At 52.6% G+C, this 17,307-nt stretch carries 14 protein-coding genes; 12 read left to right on the forward strand and 2 right to left on the reverse strand.

Features of this window, described 5'->3' with window-relative positions:
* Positions 1–62 precede the first annotated feature (62 nt).
* Entirely contained in the window at positions 63–1,400 is a 1,338-nt protein-coding gene (locus tag WCT94_RS13170; protein ID WP_336869916.1) for an MFS transporter, read from the forward strand.
* 152 nt (positions 1,401–1,552) lie between these two features.
* Here WCT94_RS13170 and satP read toward each other — a convergent pair whose 3' ends face one another.
* Positions 1,553–2,128 carry an acetate uptake transporter gene (satP, locus tag WCT94_RS13175; protein ID WP_336869917.1) on the reverse strand — a complete coding sequence of 192 codons (576 nt, stop codon included), beginning with the start codon at positions 2,126–2,128 and terminating at the stop codon, positions 1,553–1,555.
* A gap of 483 nt (positions 2,129–2,611) precedes the next feature.
* Here satP and dnaK point away from each other — a divergent pair, with 483 nt between their 5' ends.
* From dnaK to nhaR, 4 genes are all read left to right on the forward strand, one after another.
* Entirely contained in the window at positions 2,612–4,519 is a 1,908-nt protein-coding gene (dnaK, locus tag WCT94_RS13180; protein WP_336869918.1) for a molecular chaperone DnaK, read from the forward strand.
* A gap of 107 nt (positions 4,520–4,626) precedes the next feature.
* Positions 4,627–5,763, forward strand: coding sequence for a molecular chaperone DnaJ (gene dnaJ, locus WCT94_RS13185; RefSeq protein ID WP_319849424.1), 1,137 nt, complete (start codon positions 4,627–4,629; stop codon positions 5,761–5,763).
* 215 nt (positions 5,764–5,978) lie between these two features.
* Positions 5,979–7,175, forward strand: a complete 1,197-nt coding sequence (nhaA, locus tag WCT94_RS13190; RefSeq protein WP_336869919.1) for a Na+/H+ antiporter NhaA — start codon at positions 5,979–5,981, stop codon at positions 7,173–7,175.
* A gap of 32 nt (positions 7,176–7,207) precedes the next feature.
* Complete coding sequence (gene nhaR / locus WCT94_RS13195) at positions 7,208–8,122, forward strand: transcriptional activator NhaR (RefSeq protein ID WP_336869920.1); 915 nt, start codon at positions 7,208–7,210, stop codon at positions 8,120–8,122.
* A gap of 37 nt (positions 8,123–8,159) precedes the next feature.
* On the opposite strand, the gene rpsT is transcribed toward nhaR, so the two are convergent.
* A complete protein-coding gene (gene rpsT, locus WCT94_RS13200; RefSeq protein WP_010681770.1) occupies positions 8,160–8,423 on the reverse strand; it encodes a 30S ribosomal protein S20 in 264 nt (87 codons plus the stop codon).
* Between the two features lie 425 nt (positions 8,424–8,848).
* On the opposite strand from rpsT, the gene ribF reads away from it, so the two are divergent.
* From ribF to carA, 7 genes are all read left to right on the forward strand, one after another.
* Positions 8,849–9,790: a bifunctional riboflavin kinase/FAD synthetase gene (gene ribF, locus WCT94_RS13205; protein WP_319849421.1), complete on the forward strand. Its 942-nt coding sequence runs from the start codon at positions 8,849–8,851 to the stop codon at positions 9,788–9,790.
* A gap of 31 nt (positions 9,791–9,821) precedes the next feature.
* Positions 9,822–12,635 carry an isoleucine--tRNA ligase gene (gene ileS / locus WCT94_RS13210; protein ID WP_336869921.1) on the forward strand — a complete coding sequence of 938 codons (2,814 nt, stop codon included), beginning with the start codon at positions 9,822–9,824 and terminating at the stop codon, positions 12,633–12,635.
* Complete coding sequence (gene lspA, locus WCT94_RS13215) at positions 12,632–13,147, forward strand: signal peptidase II (protein ID WP_319849564.1); 516 nt, start codon at positions 12,632–12,634, stop codon at positions 13,145–13,147. Before ileS ends, lspA begins: the two co-directional genes overlap by 4 nt.
* Positions 13,147–13,620, forward strand: coding sequence for an FKBP-type peptidyl-prolyl cis-trans isomerase (fkpB, locus tag WCT94_RS13220; protein WP_256598989.1), 474 nt, complete (start codon positions 13,147–13,149; stop codon positions 13,618–13,620). The genes lspA and fkpB overlap by 1 nt, the downstream gene beginning before the upstream one ends.
* Positions 13,601–14,551 carry a 4-hydroxy-3-methylbut-2-enyl diphosphate reductase gene (ispH, locus tag WCT94_RS13225; RefSeq protein WP_336869922.1) on the forward strand — a complete coding sequence of 317 codons (951 nt, stop codon included), beginning with the start codon at positions 13,601–13,603 and terminating at the stop codon, positions 14,549–14,551. Before fkpB ends, ispH begins: the two co-directional genes overlap by 20 nt.
* A 337-nt stretch (positions 14,552–14,888) precedes the next feature.
* A complete protein-coding gene (gene dapB, locus WCT94_RS13230; protein WP_336869923.1) occupies positions 14,889–15,710 on the forward strand; it encodes a 4-hydroxy-tetrahydrodipicolinate reductase in 822 nt (273 codons plus the stop codon).
* Between the two features lie 445 nt (positions 15,711–16,155).
* Positions 16,156–17,304 carry a glutamine-hydrolyzing carbamoyl-phosphate synthase small subunit gene (gene carA / locus WCT94_RS13235; protein ID WP_039324200.1) on the forward strand — a complete coding sequence of 383 codons (1,149 nt, stop codon included), beginning with the start codon at positions 16,156–16,158 and terminating at the stop codon, positions 17,302–17,304.
* The last annotated feature ends 3 nt before the right edge of the window (positions 17,305–17,307 follow it).

A 17,307-nucleotide genomic window follows, 5' to 3' on the forward strand; every position in this document is an offset into this window, starting at 1 on the left:
ATAGTAATTTCTACTTTACACACTGTGGTGGATTTTTTCACTCTGGCAATGCACGGTATCTTATGACTCAGGATCAACACGCCGATCCTCGCCGGTTGAACCGGCAGGACTATAAAACGCTGTCTCTGGCTGCGCTGGGTGGCGCGTTAGAGTTTTATGATTTTATTATTTTCGTCTTCTTTGCTGCCGTGATTGGCGATCTCTTCTTCCCGCCGGATATTCCTGAATGGCTGCGGCAGGTACAGACGTTCGGTATTTTCGCCGCAGGCTATCTGGCCCGTCCGCTTGGGGGCATCATCATGGCCCACTTTGGTGATAAGAGCGGACGTAAGAGAATGTTCAGCCTCAGTATATTGCTGATGGCGCTACCGACGCTGGCAATGGGCCTGCTGCCGACCTATGAAGCCATTGGTATTGCTGCGCCGCTGCTGCTGCTGTTGATGCGCGTGCTGCAAGGGGCTGCAATCGGTGGGGAAGTCCCCGGTGCGTGGGTCTTCGTTGCGGAACACGTGCCTCGTGCCCGCATCGGTTTTGCTTGCGGTACGCTGACCGCCGGGCTGACGATGGGAATTCTGCTGGGTTCGCTGATCGCGACGTTACTGAATACGGTGCTTACGCCGGAGCAGATGTCTGACGGCGGCTGGCGCTTGCCGTTCTTCATCGGTGGGGTCTTCGGCCTGGTTGCCATGTATCTGCGCCGCTGGTTGCAGGAAACGCCTATTTTTATGGAAATGCAGGCACAGAAAAAGCTGGCGGAAGAGCTGCCGCTGAAATCTGTTGTCTTAAATCATAAACGTGCGGTTGTGGTTTCCATGCTGCTGACCTGGCTACTGTCTGCGTGCATCGTCGTGGTTATTCTGATGGCACCGACTTACCTGCAAAAAGTCCATGGGATTCCTGCCGCGCTGGCGTTGCAGGCGAACTGTTTGGCAACGATTGCATTGATGGTGGGCTGCGTCGGTGCGGGGCTGCTGGTCGACCGCTTTGGTGCCAGCAAGCTGTTCATGGTGGGGAGCCTGTCGCTGGCCGCCTGTAGCTGGTTCTTTTACAGCTCGGCAGCAAGCAGTACGACGCTGCTCTTTGTCAGCTATGCGATTGTGGGGCTCAGCGTTGGCGTGGTGGGCGGCGTGCCGTATGTCATGGTGCGGGCGTTTCCGGCTGCGGTGCGGTTCTCGGGGATTTCTTTTTCTTACAACGTTTCCTATGCCATTTTCGGTGGCCTGACGCCCGTCTTTGTCACGCTGATTATGAAAGCAACGCCGCTGGCACCGGCATTCTATGTTCTGACGCTAGCTGCGGTAGGGCTGCTGCTGGGGATTTATTTGCAGCGCGATCTGGATGCCGATTCGCATGCTTTGGCCGATAGCGATGCGCACGATCGGTCGCCTGTTGAGGTTTAAGCGTACTTTATCGTTATCGAAAACATAGCGTTATCAAGAACGCGTCATCAAAAACAAACGGGCCCTGTCAGGTTGACAGGGCCCGTTTGCATTTAGCGCGGCGACTGCTTACAGGTGCGCTTATCGCATCGGTACTGGGATGGCGTCAGAACTTAGTGAGACGCGCCACATGAACCAATTGGCAGGACGCTGCGGCCAAACTTCTCGTTCAGCACTTCAGCCATGGCCAGATAAATCGCGCTCGCGCCACAGATGATGCCTTCGTAACCCGCGAAGGTCAGCAGGGCGTGGTTGCCGGTAAAGTTACCTACGGCCAGCAGAGCAAACAGTACGGTCAGGCTACCGAAGACAAATTGCAGTGCACGGTTGGTACCGAATGTACCGAAGAACATAAACAGTGTGAAGATGCCCCACAGGCCAAGGAACACGCCAAGGAACTGAGCGTCGCTGGCTTCCGCCAGACCCATTTTCGGCAGCACGAGAATGGCAACCAGCGTCAGCCAGAATGCGCCATAAGACGTGAATGCGGTCACGCCAAATGTATTGCCTTTTTTATATTCCAGCAGACCGGCCAGAATCTGGGCGATGCCGCCGTAGAAAATACCCATGCTGAGAATGATGGAAGAAAGTGGGAAAAAGCCTGCGTTGTGCAGGTTCAACAGAATAGTGGTCATCCCGAAGCCCATCAGTCCTAATGGACCAGGATTTGCCAACGTGTTCGTGCTCATAAATCCTCTGCAATAACAGATTATTAATAGTCCCTTCGCGTCGGGCGCGGCATTAAGGTTAGCGAATGCGCCAATCACGTTGGGATAGGTGTCGTTTAGGTGTTATTGCCCGCCATTATGTAGGGAAATGTCCCCATTTTTGCAGCGAGCGCGGCATCATATCGGGCGTTGGGAACGGACACAACATGGGGAAGGCAGAATAGTTTGATCGTACGAGGGATAAAGGTCATTTTTTTTCATCTTCCCCCCTTGATGATAGAAATGTTGGCCCCATCTTATTTCCAACCGAAACAGTTTGACCTGCCGCGAAGGCGTGTGTCGGGCCGTTACATCGGTGGTTAGCATGAAAATGAAACGTGTGCTGCTGATGAAAAACGAGGGTGTGTCGTTGGAAAACGAGAAATCTTGTTGAAAAATGACATTTCGCCCGCACAGTAGGTTTAACCACCACACCGAATATGACTTTTTAGTGGAGATGTTTAGATGGGTAAGATTATTGGTATCGACCTGGGTACAACCAACTCTTGTGTCGCGATTATTGACGGTACTCAGGTAAAAGTACTGGAAAATAGCGAAGGCGATCGCACCACGCCTTCAATCATTGCTTATACGCAAGATGGTGAAACTCTGGTTGGCCAACCGGCTAAACGTCAGGCAGTGACCAACCCTAAAAATACACTGTTTGCTATCAAGCGCCTGATTGGCCGTCGTTTCAAAGACGAAGAAGTTCAGCGCGATGCCAACATCATGCCGTACAAAATTATCGCGGCAGATAATGGCGATGCATGGCTGGAAGTGAAAGATCAGAAAATGGCTCCGCCGCAGATTTCAGCTGAAGTGCTGAAAAAAATGAAGAAAACGGCAGAAGACTATCTGGGTGAGACGATCACCGAAGCGGTTATCACCGTACCGGCTTACTTCAACGATGCGCAGCGTCAGGCGACTAAAGATGCCGGCCGTATCGCGGGTCTGGAAGTCAAACGTATCATCAACGAACCGACTGCGGCAGCGCTGGCTTACGGTCTGGATAAAGAAGTCGGCAACCGTACTATCGCGGTTTACGACCTGGGCGGCGGTACGTTCGATATTTCCATCATCGAAATCGACGAAGTTGATGGCGAAAAAACCTTTGAAGTGCTGGCGACCAACGGTGATACCCACCTGGGTGGTGAAGACTTCGATAGCCGCATGATCAACTATCTGGTTGACGAATTTAAGAAAGAGCAAGGTTTCGACCTGCGCAATGACCCGCTGGCGATGCAGCGTCTGAAAGAAGCGGCAGAAAAAGCCAAGATCGAGCTGTCTTCTGCTCAGCAGACCGACGTTAACCTGCCGTACATCACGGCGGATGCTACAGGTCCTAAGCACCTGAACATCAAAGTGACCCGTGCGAAACTGGAGTCACTGGTAGAAGAGCTGGTTAACCGTTCTCTGGAGCCGCTGAAAGTGGCGTTGAAGGATGCTGGCCTGTCCGTTTCTGAAATTCAGGACGTGATTCTGGTTGGTGGTCAGACGCGTATGCCTCTGGTACAGAAGAAAGTCGCTGACTTCTTCGGTAAAGAGCCGCGTAAAGACGTGAACCCAGACGAAGCCGTTGCTATCGGTGCTGCGGTTCAGGGCGGCGTTCTGTCTGGTGACGTGAAAGACGTTCTGCTGCTGGACGTAACCCCGTTGTCTCTGGGTATCGAAACCATGGGCGGCGTGATGACTGCGCTGATCGCTAAGAACACCACGATCCCGACGAAACACAGTCAGGTGTTCTCAACGGCGGAAGACAACCAGTCTGCGGTAACGATTCATGTTCTGCAGGGTGAGCGTAAGCGTGCGCATGATAACAAATCTCTGGGTCAGTTTAACCTGGATGGTATTCAGGCTGCACCGCGCGGTATGCCGCAGATCGAAGTGACTTTCGACATCGACGCCGACGGTATCCTGCACGTTTCTGCGAAAGACAAAAACAGCGGTCGCGAGCAGAAAATTACTATCAAAGCCTCTTCTGGTCTGAACGAAGAAGAAATCCAGAAAATGGTACGTGACGCGGAAGCGAACGCTGAAGCTGACCGTAAGTTTGAAGAGCTGGTTCAGGTACGCAACCAGGGCGACCACCTGCTGCACAGCACGCGTAAGCAGTTGGAAGAAGCAGGCGATAAACTGGCCGCTGACGATAAAGCTGCTATTGACGATGCACTGAAAGCGCTGGAAAGCGCGCTGAAAGGCGAAGACAAAGCAGAAATCGAAGCGAAAATGCAGGCGCTGGTTCAGGTTTCCGGCAAGCTGCTGGAAGCTTCTCAGCCACAGCAAGGCCATGAAGGTGCCGCTGATGATGCCTCTGCTCGTCGCGACGACGATGTCGTTGATGCTGAGTTTGAAGAAGTAAAAGATAAAAAGTAATCGCCCTTGAGCGGGCGCAGTAGCAGCCACAAGGCTATTGCTGGCAATCAGCACGGGCGTCGAGGAAACTCTGCGCCCGTGCACGCATGTTGAGGGCAGGAAAAGAAATGGCGAAGCAAGATTATTACGAAAGCCTGGGCGTTGCTAAAAGCGCGGATGAGCGCGAAATAAAGAAGGCCTACAAGCGTCTGGCGATGAAGTACCACCCCGATCGCAATCCGGGTGATAGCGAGGCAGAAGCCAAGTTCAAAGAGATCAAAGAAGCCTACGAGATCCTTACCGACTCGCAAAAACGCGCTGCCTACGACCAGTACGGTCATGCGGCGTTTGAGCAAGGTGGTATGGGCGGAGGCGGCGGTGGCTTTGGCGGCGGCGGTGCCGATTTTGGTGATATTTTTGGCGACGTGTTCGGGGACATTTTTGGCGGTGGCCGCCGTCAGCGCGCGAGCCGTGGATCCGATTTACGCTACAACATGGAGTTGACGCTGGAAGAGGCGGTACGTGGCGTCACCAAAGAGATCCGTATTCCCGCACTGGAAGAGTGTGACGTGTGCCACGGCAGCGGTGCGAAGCCGGGTAGCTCTCCGATCACCTGTCCAACCTGTCATGGTAATGGTCAGGTTCAGATGCGTCAGGGCTTCTTTACCGTACAGCAGGCGTGTCCACACTGTCATGGTCGCGGTAAGATCATTAAAGATCCGTGCGTCAAATGCCACGGTCATGGCCGCGTAGAGAAGAGCAAAACGCTGTCGGTGAAAATTCCTGCGGGCGTGGACACGGGCGACCGTATCCGTTTGTCCGGTGAAGGCGAAGCGGGCGAGCACGGCGCGCCGTCAGGGGATTTGTACGTTCAGGTGCAGGTTAAAGCGCACCCGATCTTCCAGCGTGAAGAAAATAACCTGTACTGCGAAGTGCCGATCAACTTTGCGATGGCAGCATTAGGCGGCGAGATTGAAGTTCCGACGCTGGATGGCCGCGTGAAGCTGAAAGTGCCTGCGGAAACGCAAACCGGCAAACTGTTCCGTATGCGTGGCAAAGGCGTGAAATCGGTACGTGGCGGTGCGCAGGGCGATCTGCTGTGCCGCGTGGTTGTGGAAACGCCAGTTAACCTGAACGAGCGTCAGAGACAGCTACTGCAAGAACTCGATGAGAGTTTCGGCGGCCCGTCTGGTGAAAGAAACAGCCCGCGTTCGAAAAGCTTTTTCGATGGCGTGAAGAAATTCTTCGACGATTTGACACGCTAATGGCTTATCGTTAACGCGTAATCAAAAGACCGGTGGGGTAAACCCGCCGGTTTTTTTATGACTTCCTCTAAAATGCCCCTCACTTAATAGATCGATTTTTACGATGTTTATGCCAGTTTTAATCTGCTTTTAACGAGTAGTCAGATTGCGTAGTCTTGCTGGCAAGAAAGCGGACGTACGGTATTTATGTTCGTGTCTGATGGGAGATTACGTCAATGATAACAATGATTCGCCGCTTTATTCAGTTGGATGCGGCGGCTGGTGTGATGTTAATGATGGCGACGCTGCTGGCGCTCACGTTTGCCAATTGGTCTGTTACTGCCGCTGGCTATCAACAGTTCCTGATGATGCCGGTGGAAATGCGATTTGGCGCGCTGGAAATCAATAAGAACCTATTGCTGTGGATTAACGATGGCCTGATGGCGATTTTCTTCCTGCTGATTGGTTTGGAAGTGAAGCGCGAATTAGTCGAAGGTTCGTTAGCCAGCCGTCAACAGGCAATGTTGCCACTGGCGGCGGCGGTAGGCGGAATGATTTTTCCCGCCTTGCTGTTTCTGCTTTTCAACGCAAAGGATGAGGTCACACGCGCTGGCTGGGCGATTCCCGCTGCGACGGATATTGCGTTCGCCATTGGCGTGCTGACGCTATTGGGCAAGCGCGTGCCCGCAGGATTAAAAGTCTTCCTGCTGGCGTTGGCGATCATTGACGATCTGGGAGCGATCCTGATCATTGCCCTGTTTTATACGCAGCAGATCTTCTGGCCTGCGCTGGGCGGCGCGGTGTTGGCGGTTGCCGCGCTGGCCTATTTGAACAGGCAACAGGTCAGGAAAACATCCGCCTATTTACTGGTGGGGATGGTCCTGTGGGTCTGTATCCTGAAATGTGGCGTTCATGCGACGCTGGCTGGGGTGATCGTCGGATTCTTTATTCCCTTGCGTACGTCCGACGGAGAAACGTCTCCGGCAACCACGCTGGAACACGGTTTACAAACGTGGGTCGCGTTTCTGATTATCCCGCTGTTTGCCTTCGCTAACGCAGGCATTGTGTTACAGGGAATTGTGCTGGAAAAACTGTTCTCCCCTTTGAGTCTGGGTATCGCCGCCGGGCTGCTGATTGGTAAACCGCTGGGTATTACCTTGCTCAGTTGGCTAACCATACGACTGGGCTACGCTCGTCTACCTGCTGGCGTTGGATTTAGCCAGATTGTGGCGGTGTCCGTGCTGTGTGGTATCGGTTTTACCATGTCGATATTCATTACGCTGCTGGCCTTTTCCGGTGGCGATGCGGAATTGATTACCTATGCCAAGCTGGGAATCTTGCTGGCATCGGGGCTGGCGGCGCTGCTCGGCTATCTGGCACTGCGCGGGGTGTTGCCTACGCTGGACAAGGCGGTGCAGCCGTGTAAGGGTTGATGCTATGCCGGAGGCGCGAAGAGGGGGCGGGTGTGTCTCATTTGAATTTTAATCATCTCTATTATTTCTGGCAGGTTTATAAGTCTGGCTCCGTTGCCGGTGCGGCAGAGACGCTGTTCTTAACGCCGCAGACTATTACCGGGCAGATCAAATGCCTGGAAGAGCGTCTGCAAGGCAAGCTCTTCAAGCGCAAGGGACGGGGGTTGGAACCGACAGAGCTGGGGCAGCTTGTTTTTCGCTATGCGGATAGCATGTTCCAGCTCAGCCAAGAAATGTTGGATATTGTGAACTACCGCAAAGAATCGAACCTGCTATTCGATGTCGGTGTGGCAGACGCATTGTCCAAACGGCTGGTGAGCAGGGTGCTGGAAACGGTCGTGACGGAACAGGAGCATATCCATTTGCGCTGTTTTGAGTCGACGCACGAAATGCTGCTGGAGCAGTTGAGTCAGCATAAGCTGGATATGATTTTGTCGGACTGTCCGGTGGATTCAACGCAGCAGGAAGGGCTATTTTCAATCAAGCTGGGCGAGTGTGGCGTAAGCTTTTACTGTAAACGTCCTCAGCCCGAAGATGCTTTCCCTGCCTGCCTTGAACAACGTAAATTACTGATTCCAGGACGGCGAACCATGCTGGGACGGAAACTGCTGAACTGGTTTACTGCGCAGAATATTCAGGTAAACATTTTGGGTGAATTTGATGATGCAGCGTTGATGACTGCCTTCGGCATTAATAATGAGGCGATTTTCGTTGCGCCATCGCTGTATGCCAATGAGATTTACCAGCAGGGCGACATCGTCGAGATCGGCAGGATCGAGAACATTCAGGACGAGTATTATGCGATTTTTGCGGCCAGAATGATCCAGCATCCGGCGGTGCAGCGCGTGTGTAACGCGGATTTTTCGGCGCTCTTCAGTGATACTACGGATGCAAAAAAACCGGCCTGAGCCGGTTTTTTCTTAGCAACAACACGCAGGTGCGTGATTATTGCATGGCGTTGATGCGCGCAACCAGATTGGATTTATGACGTGCAGCTTTGTTCTTGTGGATCAGGCCTTTACCAGCCTGGCGATCCACGATCGGTTGCATGTCATTAAACGCTTTCTGTGCCGCTTCTTTATCGCCAGTCGCGATCGCCGCGTATACTTTCTTGATGAAAGTACGCATCATAGAGCGACGGCTTGCGTTATGCTTACGGCGCTTCTCAGATTGTACGGCGCGTTTCTTAGCTGATTTGATATTAGCCAAGGTCCAACTCCCAAATATATTCAATCGAGGACAATTCAAAGGCCGTGGAATATGCTCGTTTAGCCTTCGTTTGTCAATGGATTTGTGCAAATAAGCGTCGTTTGTACGTCGACACTTGTTACGTTGTGATGGCGCAGGATTTTAGCAGCTTCACGCGGTGGAATACAGCCTTTCGCATCATAAATTCATCCTGAATTCGATAAAACCCTGTCTGTCATCGGTAAAGTCGGATTGTACAGGGCATCCGCTATCTGGATATTCTGCGTCTGGGCGTCATCCATCGATGATTCCGCTAAAAAACGTGCAAATACCGGCACGATTTACAGGGTGGCTGCAAAAGGCGCGAATCGCGGGTTAACCTTACTCGCTGTACAAGGTATAATCCGCCGATTTCCATAATATTAACCCTTTGTTCTGGGCCAGCCATGCAGCTAATTCGCGGTATACACAATCTTCGAGCACACCATTACGGCTGTGTGCTCACTATTGGTAATTTTGACGGCGTGCACCTCGGACACCAAATGCTGCTTGAACGACTGAAGCAGGAAGGACGCGCTCGTGGGCTGCCGGTGATGGTGATGATTTTTGAACCACAGCCGCTGGAACTCTTCGCTGCGGAAAAAGCGCCTGCCCGTTTGACGCGTCTGCGTGACAAGGTGAAATATCTGGCGCAGGCTGGCGTGGACTATCTGCTGTGCGTCAGATTCGATGCGCGTTTTGCCGCCAATGATGCCGAGACGTTCGTTTCTTCTCTGCTGGTGAAGAAATTGGGCGTGAAGTTTCTGGTTGTGGGGGATGACTTCCGCTTCGGGGCTGGTCGTCAGGGAGATTTCCTGTTATTACAGAAGGCTGGACGTGAGTCGGGATTTGATGTCATCAGCACCGATTCGTTCTGTAATGGTGGTAAACGGGTTAGCAGCACTGCCGTGCGGGAAGCGCTCAGTCGTGATGAGCTTGAGCTGGCGGAAAGCCTGCTGGGCCATCCTTACAGCATTTCCGGACGTGTGGAGCATGGCAAAGAATTGGGGCGAACCATCGGGTTCCCTACCGCCAATCTGCCGCTGAAACGTCAGGTTTCCCCTGTCAGCGGCGTGTATGCCGTCAGCGTTTATGGGCTGGGGCAAGAACCGCTGCCGGGCGTCGCCAATATTGGCACGCGTCCGACCGTAAACGGTGACAAACGCCAGCAGCTTGAAGTGCATTTGCTGGACGTGGCGATGAACCTCTATGGTCGTCATATTGAAGTCGTACTGCGTAAAAAGATCCGTAATGAACAGCGTTTTGCTTCGCTCGATGCGTTAAAACAGCAAATCGCCGATGATGTGGTGACAGCCCGGACGTTCTTCGGGTTAAAGACACCGGTTTAATTTTTCTAGCCGAAACGAAATCGAGAATCTAATGAGTGACTATAAGACTACCCTGAACTTGCCGGAAACAGGGTTCCCGATGCGTGGCGATCTGGCCAAGCGCGAACCTGACATGCTGAAACGTTGGTATGAACAGGATCTGTACGGGATTATTCGCAATGCGAAGAAGGGAAAGAAGACCTTCATTCTGCACGATGGCCCTCCATACGCGAACGGCAGTATTCACATTGGTCACTCAGTTAACAAGATTCTGAAAGATATTATCGTTAAATCGAAAGGCCTGTCTGGCTACGATTCTCCTTATGTGCCGGGCTGGGACTGCCACGGTCTGCCGATTGAACTGAAAGTAGAACAGCTGATCGGTAAGCCGGGTGAGAAAGTCAGCGCGGCAGAATTCCGTGCAGAATGCCGTAAATATGCGGCAGAGCAGGTTGCCGGACAGAAAGCTGACTTTATTCGTCTCGGCGTGCTGGGCGACTGGGATCGCCCCTATCTGACGATGGATTTCAAAACCGAAGCGAACATCATTCGTGCGCTGGGTCGCATCATTGAAAACGGCCACCTGCATAAGGGTGCGAAGCCAGTTCACTGGTGTGCGGACTGTGGTTCCGCGCTGGCGGAAGCGGAAGTCGAATATTACGACAAAACCTCTCCATCCATTGATGTGGCGTTCAACGCCAGCGATGTCGCGGCGGTATTAGCTAAATTTGGCGTGAGTAGCGTAGACGGCCCTGTTTCGCTGGTGATCTGGACGACGACGCCGTGGACGCTGCCGGCAAACCGTGCGATTTCACTGAATGCGGAATTCGATTATCAACTGGTGCAAATTGACGGTCAGGCGTTGATTCTGGCGGCCGATCTGGTTGAAAGCGTGATGAAGCGCGCAGGTGTGACCCAGTGGATCGTTCTGGGCGACTGTAAAGGCGCCGATCTTGAGCTGCTGCGTTTCAAACACCCGTTCCTGAGCTTCGACGTACCGGCTATTCTGGGCGAGCACGTGACGCTGGATGCGGGTACCGGTGCGGTGCATACCGCCGGTGGTCACGGCCCTGACGACTATGTGATTAGCCAAAAATACAATCTGGAAATCGCTAACCCGGTTGGGCCGAATGGCTGCTACCTGAGCGGCACCTATCCTGAACTGGACGGCAAATTCGTTTTCAAAGCCAACGATCTGATCGTTGAAATCCTGCGTGAAAAAGGCATGTTGCTGCACGTAGAGAAATTACAACACAGCTACCCGTGCTGCTGGCGTCATAAGTCGCCGATCATTTTCCGTGCCACGCCACAATGGTTTGTCAGCATGGATCAGAAAGGCCTGCGTAAGCAGTCGCTGTCTGAAATCAAAGGCGTGCAGTGGATCCCGGATTGGGGTCAGGCGCGTATCGAAGCGATGGTCGCCAACCGTCCTGACTGGTGTATCTCCCGTCAGCGTACCTGGGGCGTGCCGATGTCGCTGTTCGTTCATAAAGAGACGGAAGAGCTGCATCCGCTCACCGCTGAGCTGATTGAAGCGGTGGCGAAACGTGTTGAAGCCGACGGCATTCAGGCATGGTGGGATCTCGATCCGGCCGATGTACTAGGCGCAGACGCTGACAACTACGTCAAAGTGCCGGACACGCTGGATGTGTGGTTCGATTCTGGATCGACGCACGCGTCTGTCGTGGATGTACGCCCTGAATTCGGCGGCCACGCGGCGGATATGTATCTGGAAGGGTCTGACCAACATCGCGGCTGGTTCATGTCTTCCCTGATGATCTCTACGGCGATCAAAGGCAAAGCCCCTTACCGGCAGGTACTGACTCACGGTTTTACCGTGGATGGTCAGGGCCGCAAAATGTCCAAGTCGATCGGGAATACCGTGAGTCCGCAGGACGTGATGAATAAGCTGGGTGCTGATATTCTGCGTCTGTGGATCGGTTCAACAGATTACTCCGGTGAAATCGCCGTATCTGATGAGATCCTGAAGCGTTCTGCCGATGCCTATCGCCGTATCCGTAACACCGCGCGTTTCCTGCTGGCGAACCTGAATGGGTTCGATCCACAGCAACATATGGTGAAACCAGAAGATATGGTCGTGCTGGATCGCTGGGCGGTCGGCTGTGCGAAAGCGGCGCAGGAAGAGATCCTCGAAGCGTATGAAAGCTATGATTTCCATCGTGTCGTACAACGCCTGATGCAGTTCTGCTCGATCGAAATGGGTTCATTCTATCTGGACATCATTAAAGATCGTCAGTACACGGCCAAAGGCGATAGCGTTGCGCGCCGTAGCTGCCAGACCGCGCTGTACCATATCTCTGAAGCACTGGTTCGCTGGATGGCGCCGATTATGTCCTTCACTGCGGATGAGATCTGGAACTACCTGCCGGGCGAGCGTGCACAGTACGTCTTTACCGAAGAGTGGTATGACGGTCTGTTCTCGCTGGATAGCGCAGAAACCATGAACGATTCGTTCTGGGCGGATGTCCTGAAAGTGCGTAGCGAAGTGAACAAAGTCATTGAGCAGGCGCGTAATGACAAGCGCATCGGCGGATCGCTGGAAGCCTCCGTTACGCTGTATGCCGATGCCAATCTGGCGGGCAAGCTGAACCAGCTGCGTCAGGAACTGCACTTCGCGCTGTTGACGTCAAAAGCGCTGGTAGAACGTTATGAAAATGCGCCGGATAGCGCGCAGGCAACGGAACTCACCGGACTGAAAATTGCCTTAAGTGAGGCAGAAGGGCACAAGTGTCCACGCTGCTGGCATTACGAGACGGATATCGGTAGCAATGCCGATCATCCTGAAGTGTGTGGTCGCTGTGCGACTAACGTGGGCGGTAACGGCGAAGAGCGTAAATTTGTCTGATGAATAAAATCTGTTCGAGTGGACTGCGCTGGCTCTGGCTGGCGGTGCTGGTTTTAGTTATCGATCTTGGCAGCAAGCAGTGGATCCTTGCCCACTTTGCGCTGGGGGATACGGTGCCAGTGATGCCTTCTCTGAATCTGCATTACGCCCGTAACTACGGCGCAGCATTCAGCTTCCTGGCGGATAAAGGCGGCTGGCAACGCTGGTTCTTTGCTGGTATCGCGATTGCTATCGTGGTTGCGCTGCTGGTGATGATGTACCGTGGCAGCGTCAAACACAGGCTGAATAACATTGCGTATTCGCTGATTATCGGCGGTGCGCTGGGCAATCTGTTTGACCGGACGTGGCATGGGTTTGTCGTCGATTTCATCGATTTCTATGTCGGTGACTGGCACTTTGCCACGTTTAACCTGGCCGATACCGCCATTTGTATTGGTGCGGCGCTCATCGTACTGGAAGGGTTTTTCAGTACGCATGATGATACTGATACCGTTAAGCAAAAGGGTCACTGATGTCCGAGACTGTGCAGCACAACAGCGCGCTGCTGGTGCATTTTATTCTCACGCTGGAGGATGGCTCCACGGCCGAGTCTACGCGTGAGCGCGGCAAGCCAGCGCTGTTCCGCCTTGGCGATAGCAGCCTATCTGACGCGCTGGAACAAAATCTGTTGGGATTGAAACGTGGTGATAAACGCAAGTTTACGCTGCCGCCGGAGTCGGCCTTTGGGCCGACCAATCCGAACCTAATCCAGTTCTTCTTGCGTCGTGATTTCGCTCAGACCGGCGTGCCGGATGTTGGCACCATCATGCTGTTCAGCGGCGTTGCCGGGAATGATATGCCGGGGATTATCCGCGATGTGACCGAGGAATCGGTTACCGTGGATTTCAATCATCCTCTGTCCGGTCAGGCGATTACCTTCGATCTTGAAGTGCTGGATATCGATCCCGTACAACAGGAGGTGTCCCATGCAGATCCTGCTGGCTAATCCACGCGGCTTTTGTGCCGGTGTCGATCGTGCTATCAGCATTGTGGAGCGTGCGCTGGAGCTATTTGGTACGCCGATCTACGTCCGTCATGAAGTGGTACATAACCGCTATGTGGTTAACGGGTTACGCGAACGTGGTGCCATTTTTATTGAGCAGATTGAAGACGTGCCGGACGGCGCGATTCTGATTTTCTCGGCACATGGCGTTTCGCAAGCGGTACGCAATGAAGCAAAAAGCCGTGACCTGACGGTATTCGATGCGACCTGCCCGCTGGTAACCAAAGTGCATATGGAAGTGGCCAGAGCCAGTAAGAAAGGCGTAGAAGCGATTCTTATCGGGCATGCCGGACACCCTGAAGTTGAAGGGACGATGGGGCAGTACAGCAATGCGGATGGTGGCATGTATCTGGTGGAATCCCCCGAGGATGTCTGGCAGTTACAGGTAAAAGATGAAAGCAACCTGTGCTTTATGACGCAAACCACGCTTTCTGTTGATGATACCTATGCGGTGATTGATGCGTTGCGTGAGCGTTTCCCGCAGATCGTCGGCCCGCGTAAAGATGATATCTGTTATGCCACGACCAATCGTCAGGAAGCCGTTCGCCATTTGTCAGATAAGGCGGATGTCGTGTTTGTTGTGGGCTCTAAAAATTCCTCAAACTCCAACCGTCTTGCTGAATTGGCACAGAGAGCGGGGAAAGCGGCTTATCTGATTGATTCAGCTGAAGATATCCAGGAGTCATGGGTAGAGGGCGCTGCGCATGTTGGGGTAACCGCAGGCGCATCCGCACCGGATATCCTGGTACAACAGGTGATTCAACGCCTGAAAGCATTAGGCGGCAAGGTTGCCGTTGAAATGCAGGGGCGCGAAGAAAATATCGTCTTTGAAGTGCCGAAAGAGCTGCGTGTTGAAGTCAAACAGGTCGATTAGCGCTGTTTCTGCGATAGGGCTTCGGCTCTATCGCTGTTATTCCCCTCCGTTTTCTCCCCCTGTATTCCCTCATGAAAATGTTAATGCATAAAAATGAATTTTTATGCGTTATGCCATATGGTTTATTTTTGACCTTCCCTGCATGTCTTCAAACGCTTCACGGTTTTTCATCGCTTCCAGACGCGATTCTGCCGCCTGTGATGAGACAGTTTTGCTGATTTTCTGCGGCTTCAAACAGTATTTTCTAATCTGGTGGTAAATCCGCTGGCGATAGTGCGCAGTGCCCGTTAACCTGATGTTATTTTTATGTCGTCAGGATCAAAAAGAGAGAGACATTATGAAGGATTCATCCATCCGTATTGCTGTTGTAGGCGCGGGCGGCCGTATGGGACGCCAACTGATTCAGGCCATCGAGCAAATGGACGGCGTGGTATTGGGCGCGGCGCTGGAACGTTCTGGTTCGTCTCTGATAGGCAGCGATGCCGGTGAACTCGCCGGGTTGGGTAAAAGCGGTATTACCGTGAATGAAAGCCTGGATGCCGTGCAGAATGATTTCGATATCTTGATCGACTTCACGCGCCCGGAAGGCACCTTAGCGCATCTGGCATTTTGCCATCAGCACCGTAAGGGCATGATTATTGGGACAACGGGCTTTGATGACGCAGGAAAGGCGGCGATTAAGCAGGCCGCACAAGATATCGGGATTGTGTTTGCAGCGAACTTCAGCGTCGGCGTTAATGTCATGCTGAAGCTGCTGGAAAAAGCGGCCAAGGTCATGGGCGACTATACTGATATTGAAATCATCGAAGCACACCATCGCCACAAAGTGGATGCGCCGTCTGGCACCGCGCTGGCGATGGGCGAAGCGATTGCCGATGCGCTGGGACGCGATCTGAAGTCTTGTGCCGTGTATGCGCGTGAAGGTCATACCGGTGAGCGCGATCCGAAAAGCATTGGTTTTGCGACCGTGCGGGCGGGTGACATTGTTGGTGAACATACGGCGATGTTTGCGGATATTGGCGAGCGCGTTGAGATTACCCACAAGGCATCCAGCCGCATGACGTTTGCCAATGGTGCGGTAAGGGCTGCAATCTGGATTCGTTCGAAAGAAAACGGTCTTTTTGATATGAAAGATGTGCTTTCTCTGGATGATTTATAGTTTTTAATTTTTTATAAAAAATCATATGTTACTGATAAAGGTGATTATTTTTACTATCACCTTTATTTTTAAGCTTTTAGTTTGAATTTTTTATTATCACTTGTTTTTATCTGTTTTTTATTCGATTTTTTAGCGGCGATACTTCCCCTTTACTCCTGAAATGCCCTTTGCTGGCGATTTGTTATCCTTATTTTAACGATGTTGCCTCGCAACCGTTTACTTACCTAAGTTGATGTGGTTTTTTACGTCAGTGGATGGCTATTTATTTCGGAAAGCATAAAAATAAGAGAAAAAAAGCGGTTTGGGTAGACAATCAGGAAGACCATCATTAAAATGCGCCCAATTTGCCAAAAATTGGCCTTACAGGTAGTTTTTGCATTGATTTAGTGGCTCGAATCTGAATTAATATGCAAATAACGTGATTTTTTATTCCTTGGAGGGTGTTTTGATTAAGTCAGCGCTATTGGTTCTGGAAGACGGAACCCAATTCCACGGTCGGGCCATTGGGGCAGAAGGGTCGGCAGTGGGGGAAGTGGTCTTCAATACGTCGATGACCGGTTATCAAGAAATCCTTACTGATCCTTCCTATTCCCGCCAGATTGTCACTCTCACTTATCCCCATATCGGTAATGTCGGCGCCAATGCCAACGATGAAGAATCCCCCTCTGTACAGGCTCAAGGTCTGGTTATTCGCGATTTACCTCTGATTGCCAGCAACTACCGTAGTGAAGAAAGCCTGTCTGAATACCTCAAACGCAACAACATCGTCGCCATTGCTGATATCGATACCCGTAAACTGACCCGTCTGCTGCGTGAAAAAGGCGCGCAGAATGGCTGCATCATCGCGGGCGATGCGCCGGATGCCGCTGTTGCGCTGGAGAAAGCGAAAGCGTTCCCAGGGCTGAAGGGAATGGACTTGGCAAAAGAAGTGACGACGGCAGAAAGCTACAGCTGGTTACAGGGAAGCTGGACGCTGGAAGGCGAATTGCCTGCGGCGAAAAACGAAAGCGAACTGCCTTACCACGTTGTGGCTTATGACTACGGTGTGAAACGCAACATTTTGCGTATGCTGGTGGATCGCGGCTGCCGCCTGACGGTCGTTCCGGCGCAGACACCTGCCGAAGATGTGCTGAAACTGAATCCAGACGGCATTTTCCTTTCTAACGGCCCGGGCGACCCAGAGCCGTGTGACTACGCGATTCGCGCGATTAAAACCTTCCTGGAAACGGATATTCCGGTATTCGGTATCTGCCTGGGTCACCAACTGCTGGCGCTGGCGAGCGGTGCGAAGACCATCAAAATGAAGCTGGGTCACCACGGCGGTAACCATCCGGTAAAAGATCTGGATAACAACTGCGTGATGATCACCGCACAGAACCACGGCTTTGCGGTTGATGAAGATAATCTGCCTGACACGCTGCGCGTTACGCATAAATCCCTGTTTGACCACACGGTCCAAGGGATTCACCGCACGGATAAGCCAGCGTTCAGCTTCCAGGGGCACCCAGAAGCGAGCCCAGGCCCGCATGATGCTGCGCCACTGTTCGACCACTTTATTGACTTGATTCAGACTTACCGTTCTTCAGCTAAATAATCA

The organism is Pectobacterium sp. 1950-15 (genome assembly GCF_037136835.1).
Classification (GTDB): domain Bacteria; phylum Pseudomonadota; class Gammaproteobacteria; order Enterobacterales; family Enterobacteriaceae; genus Pectobacterium.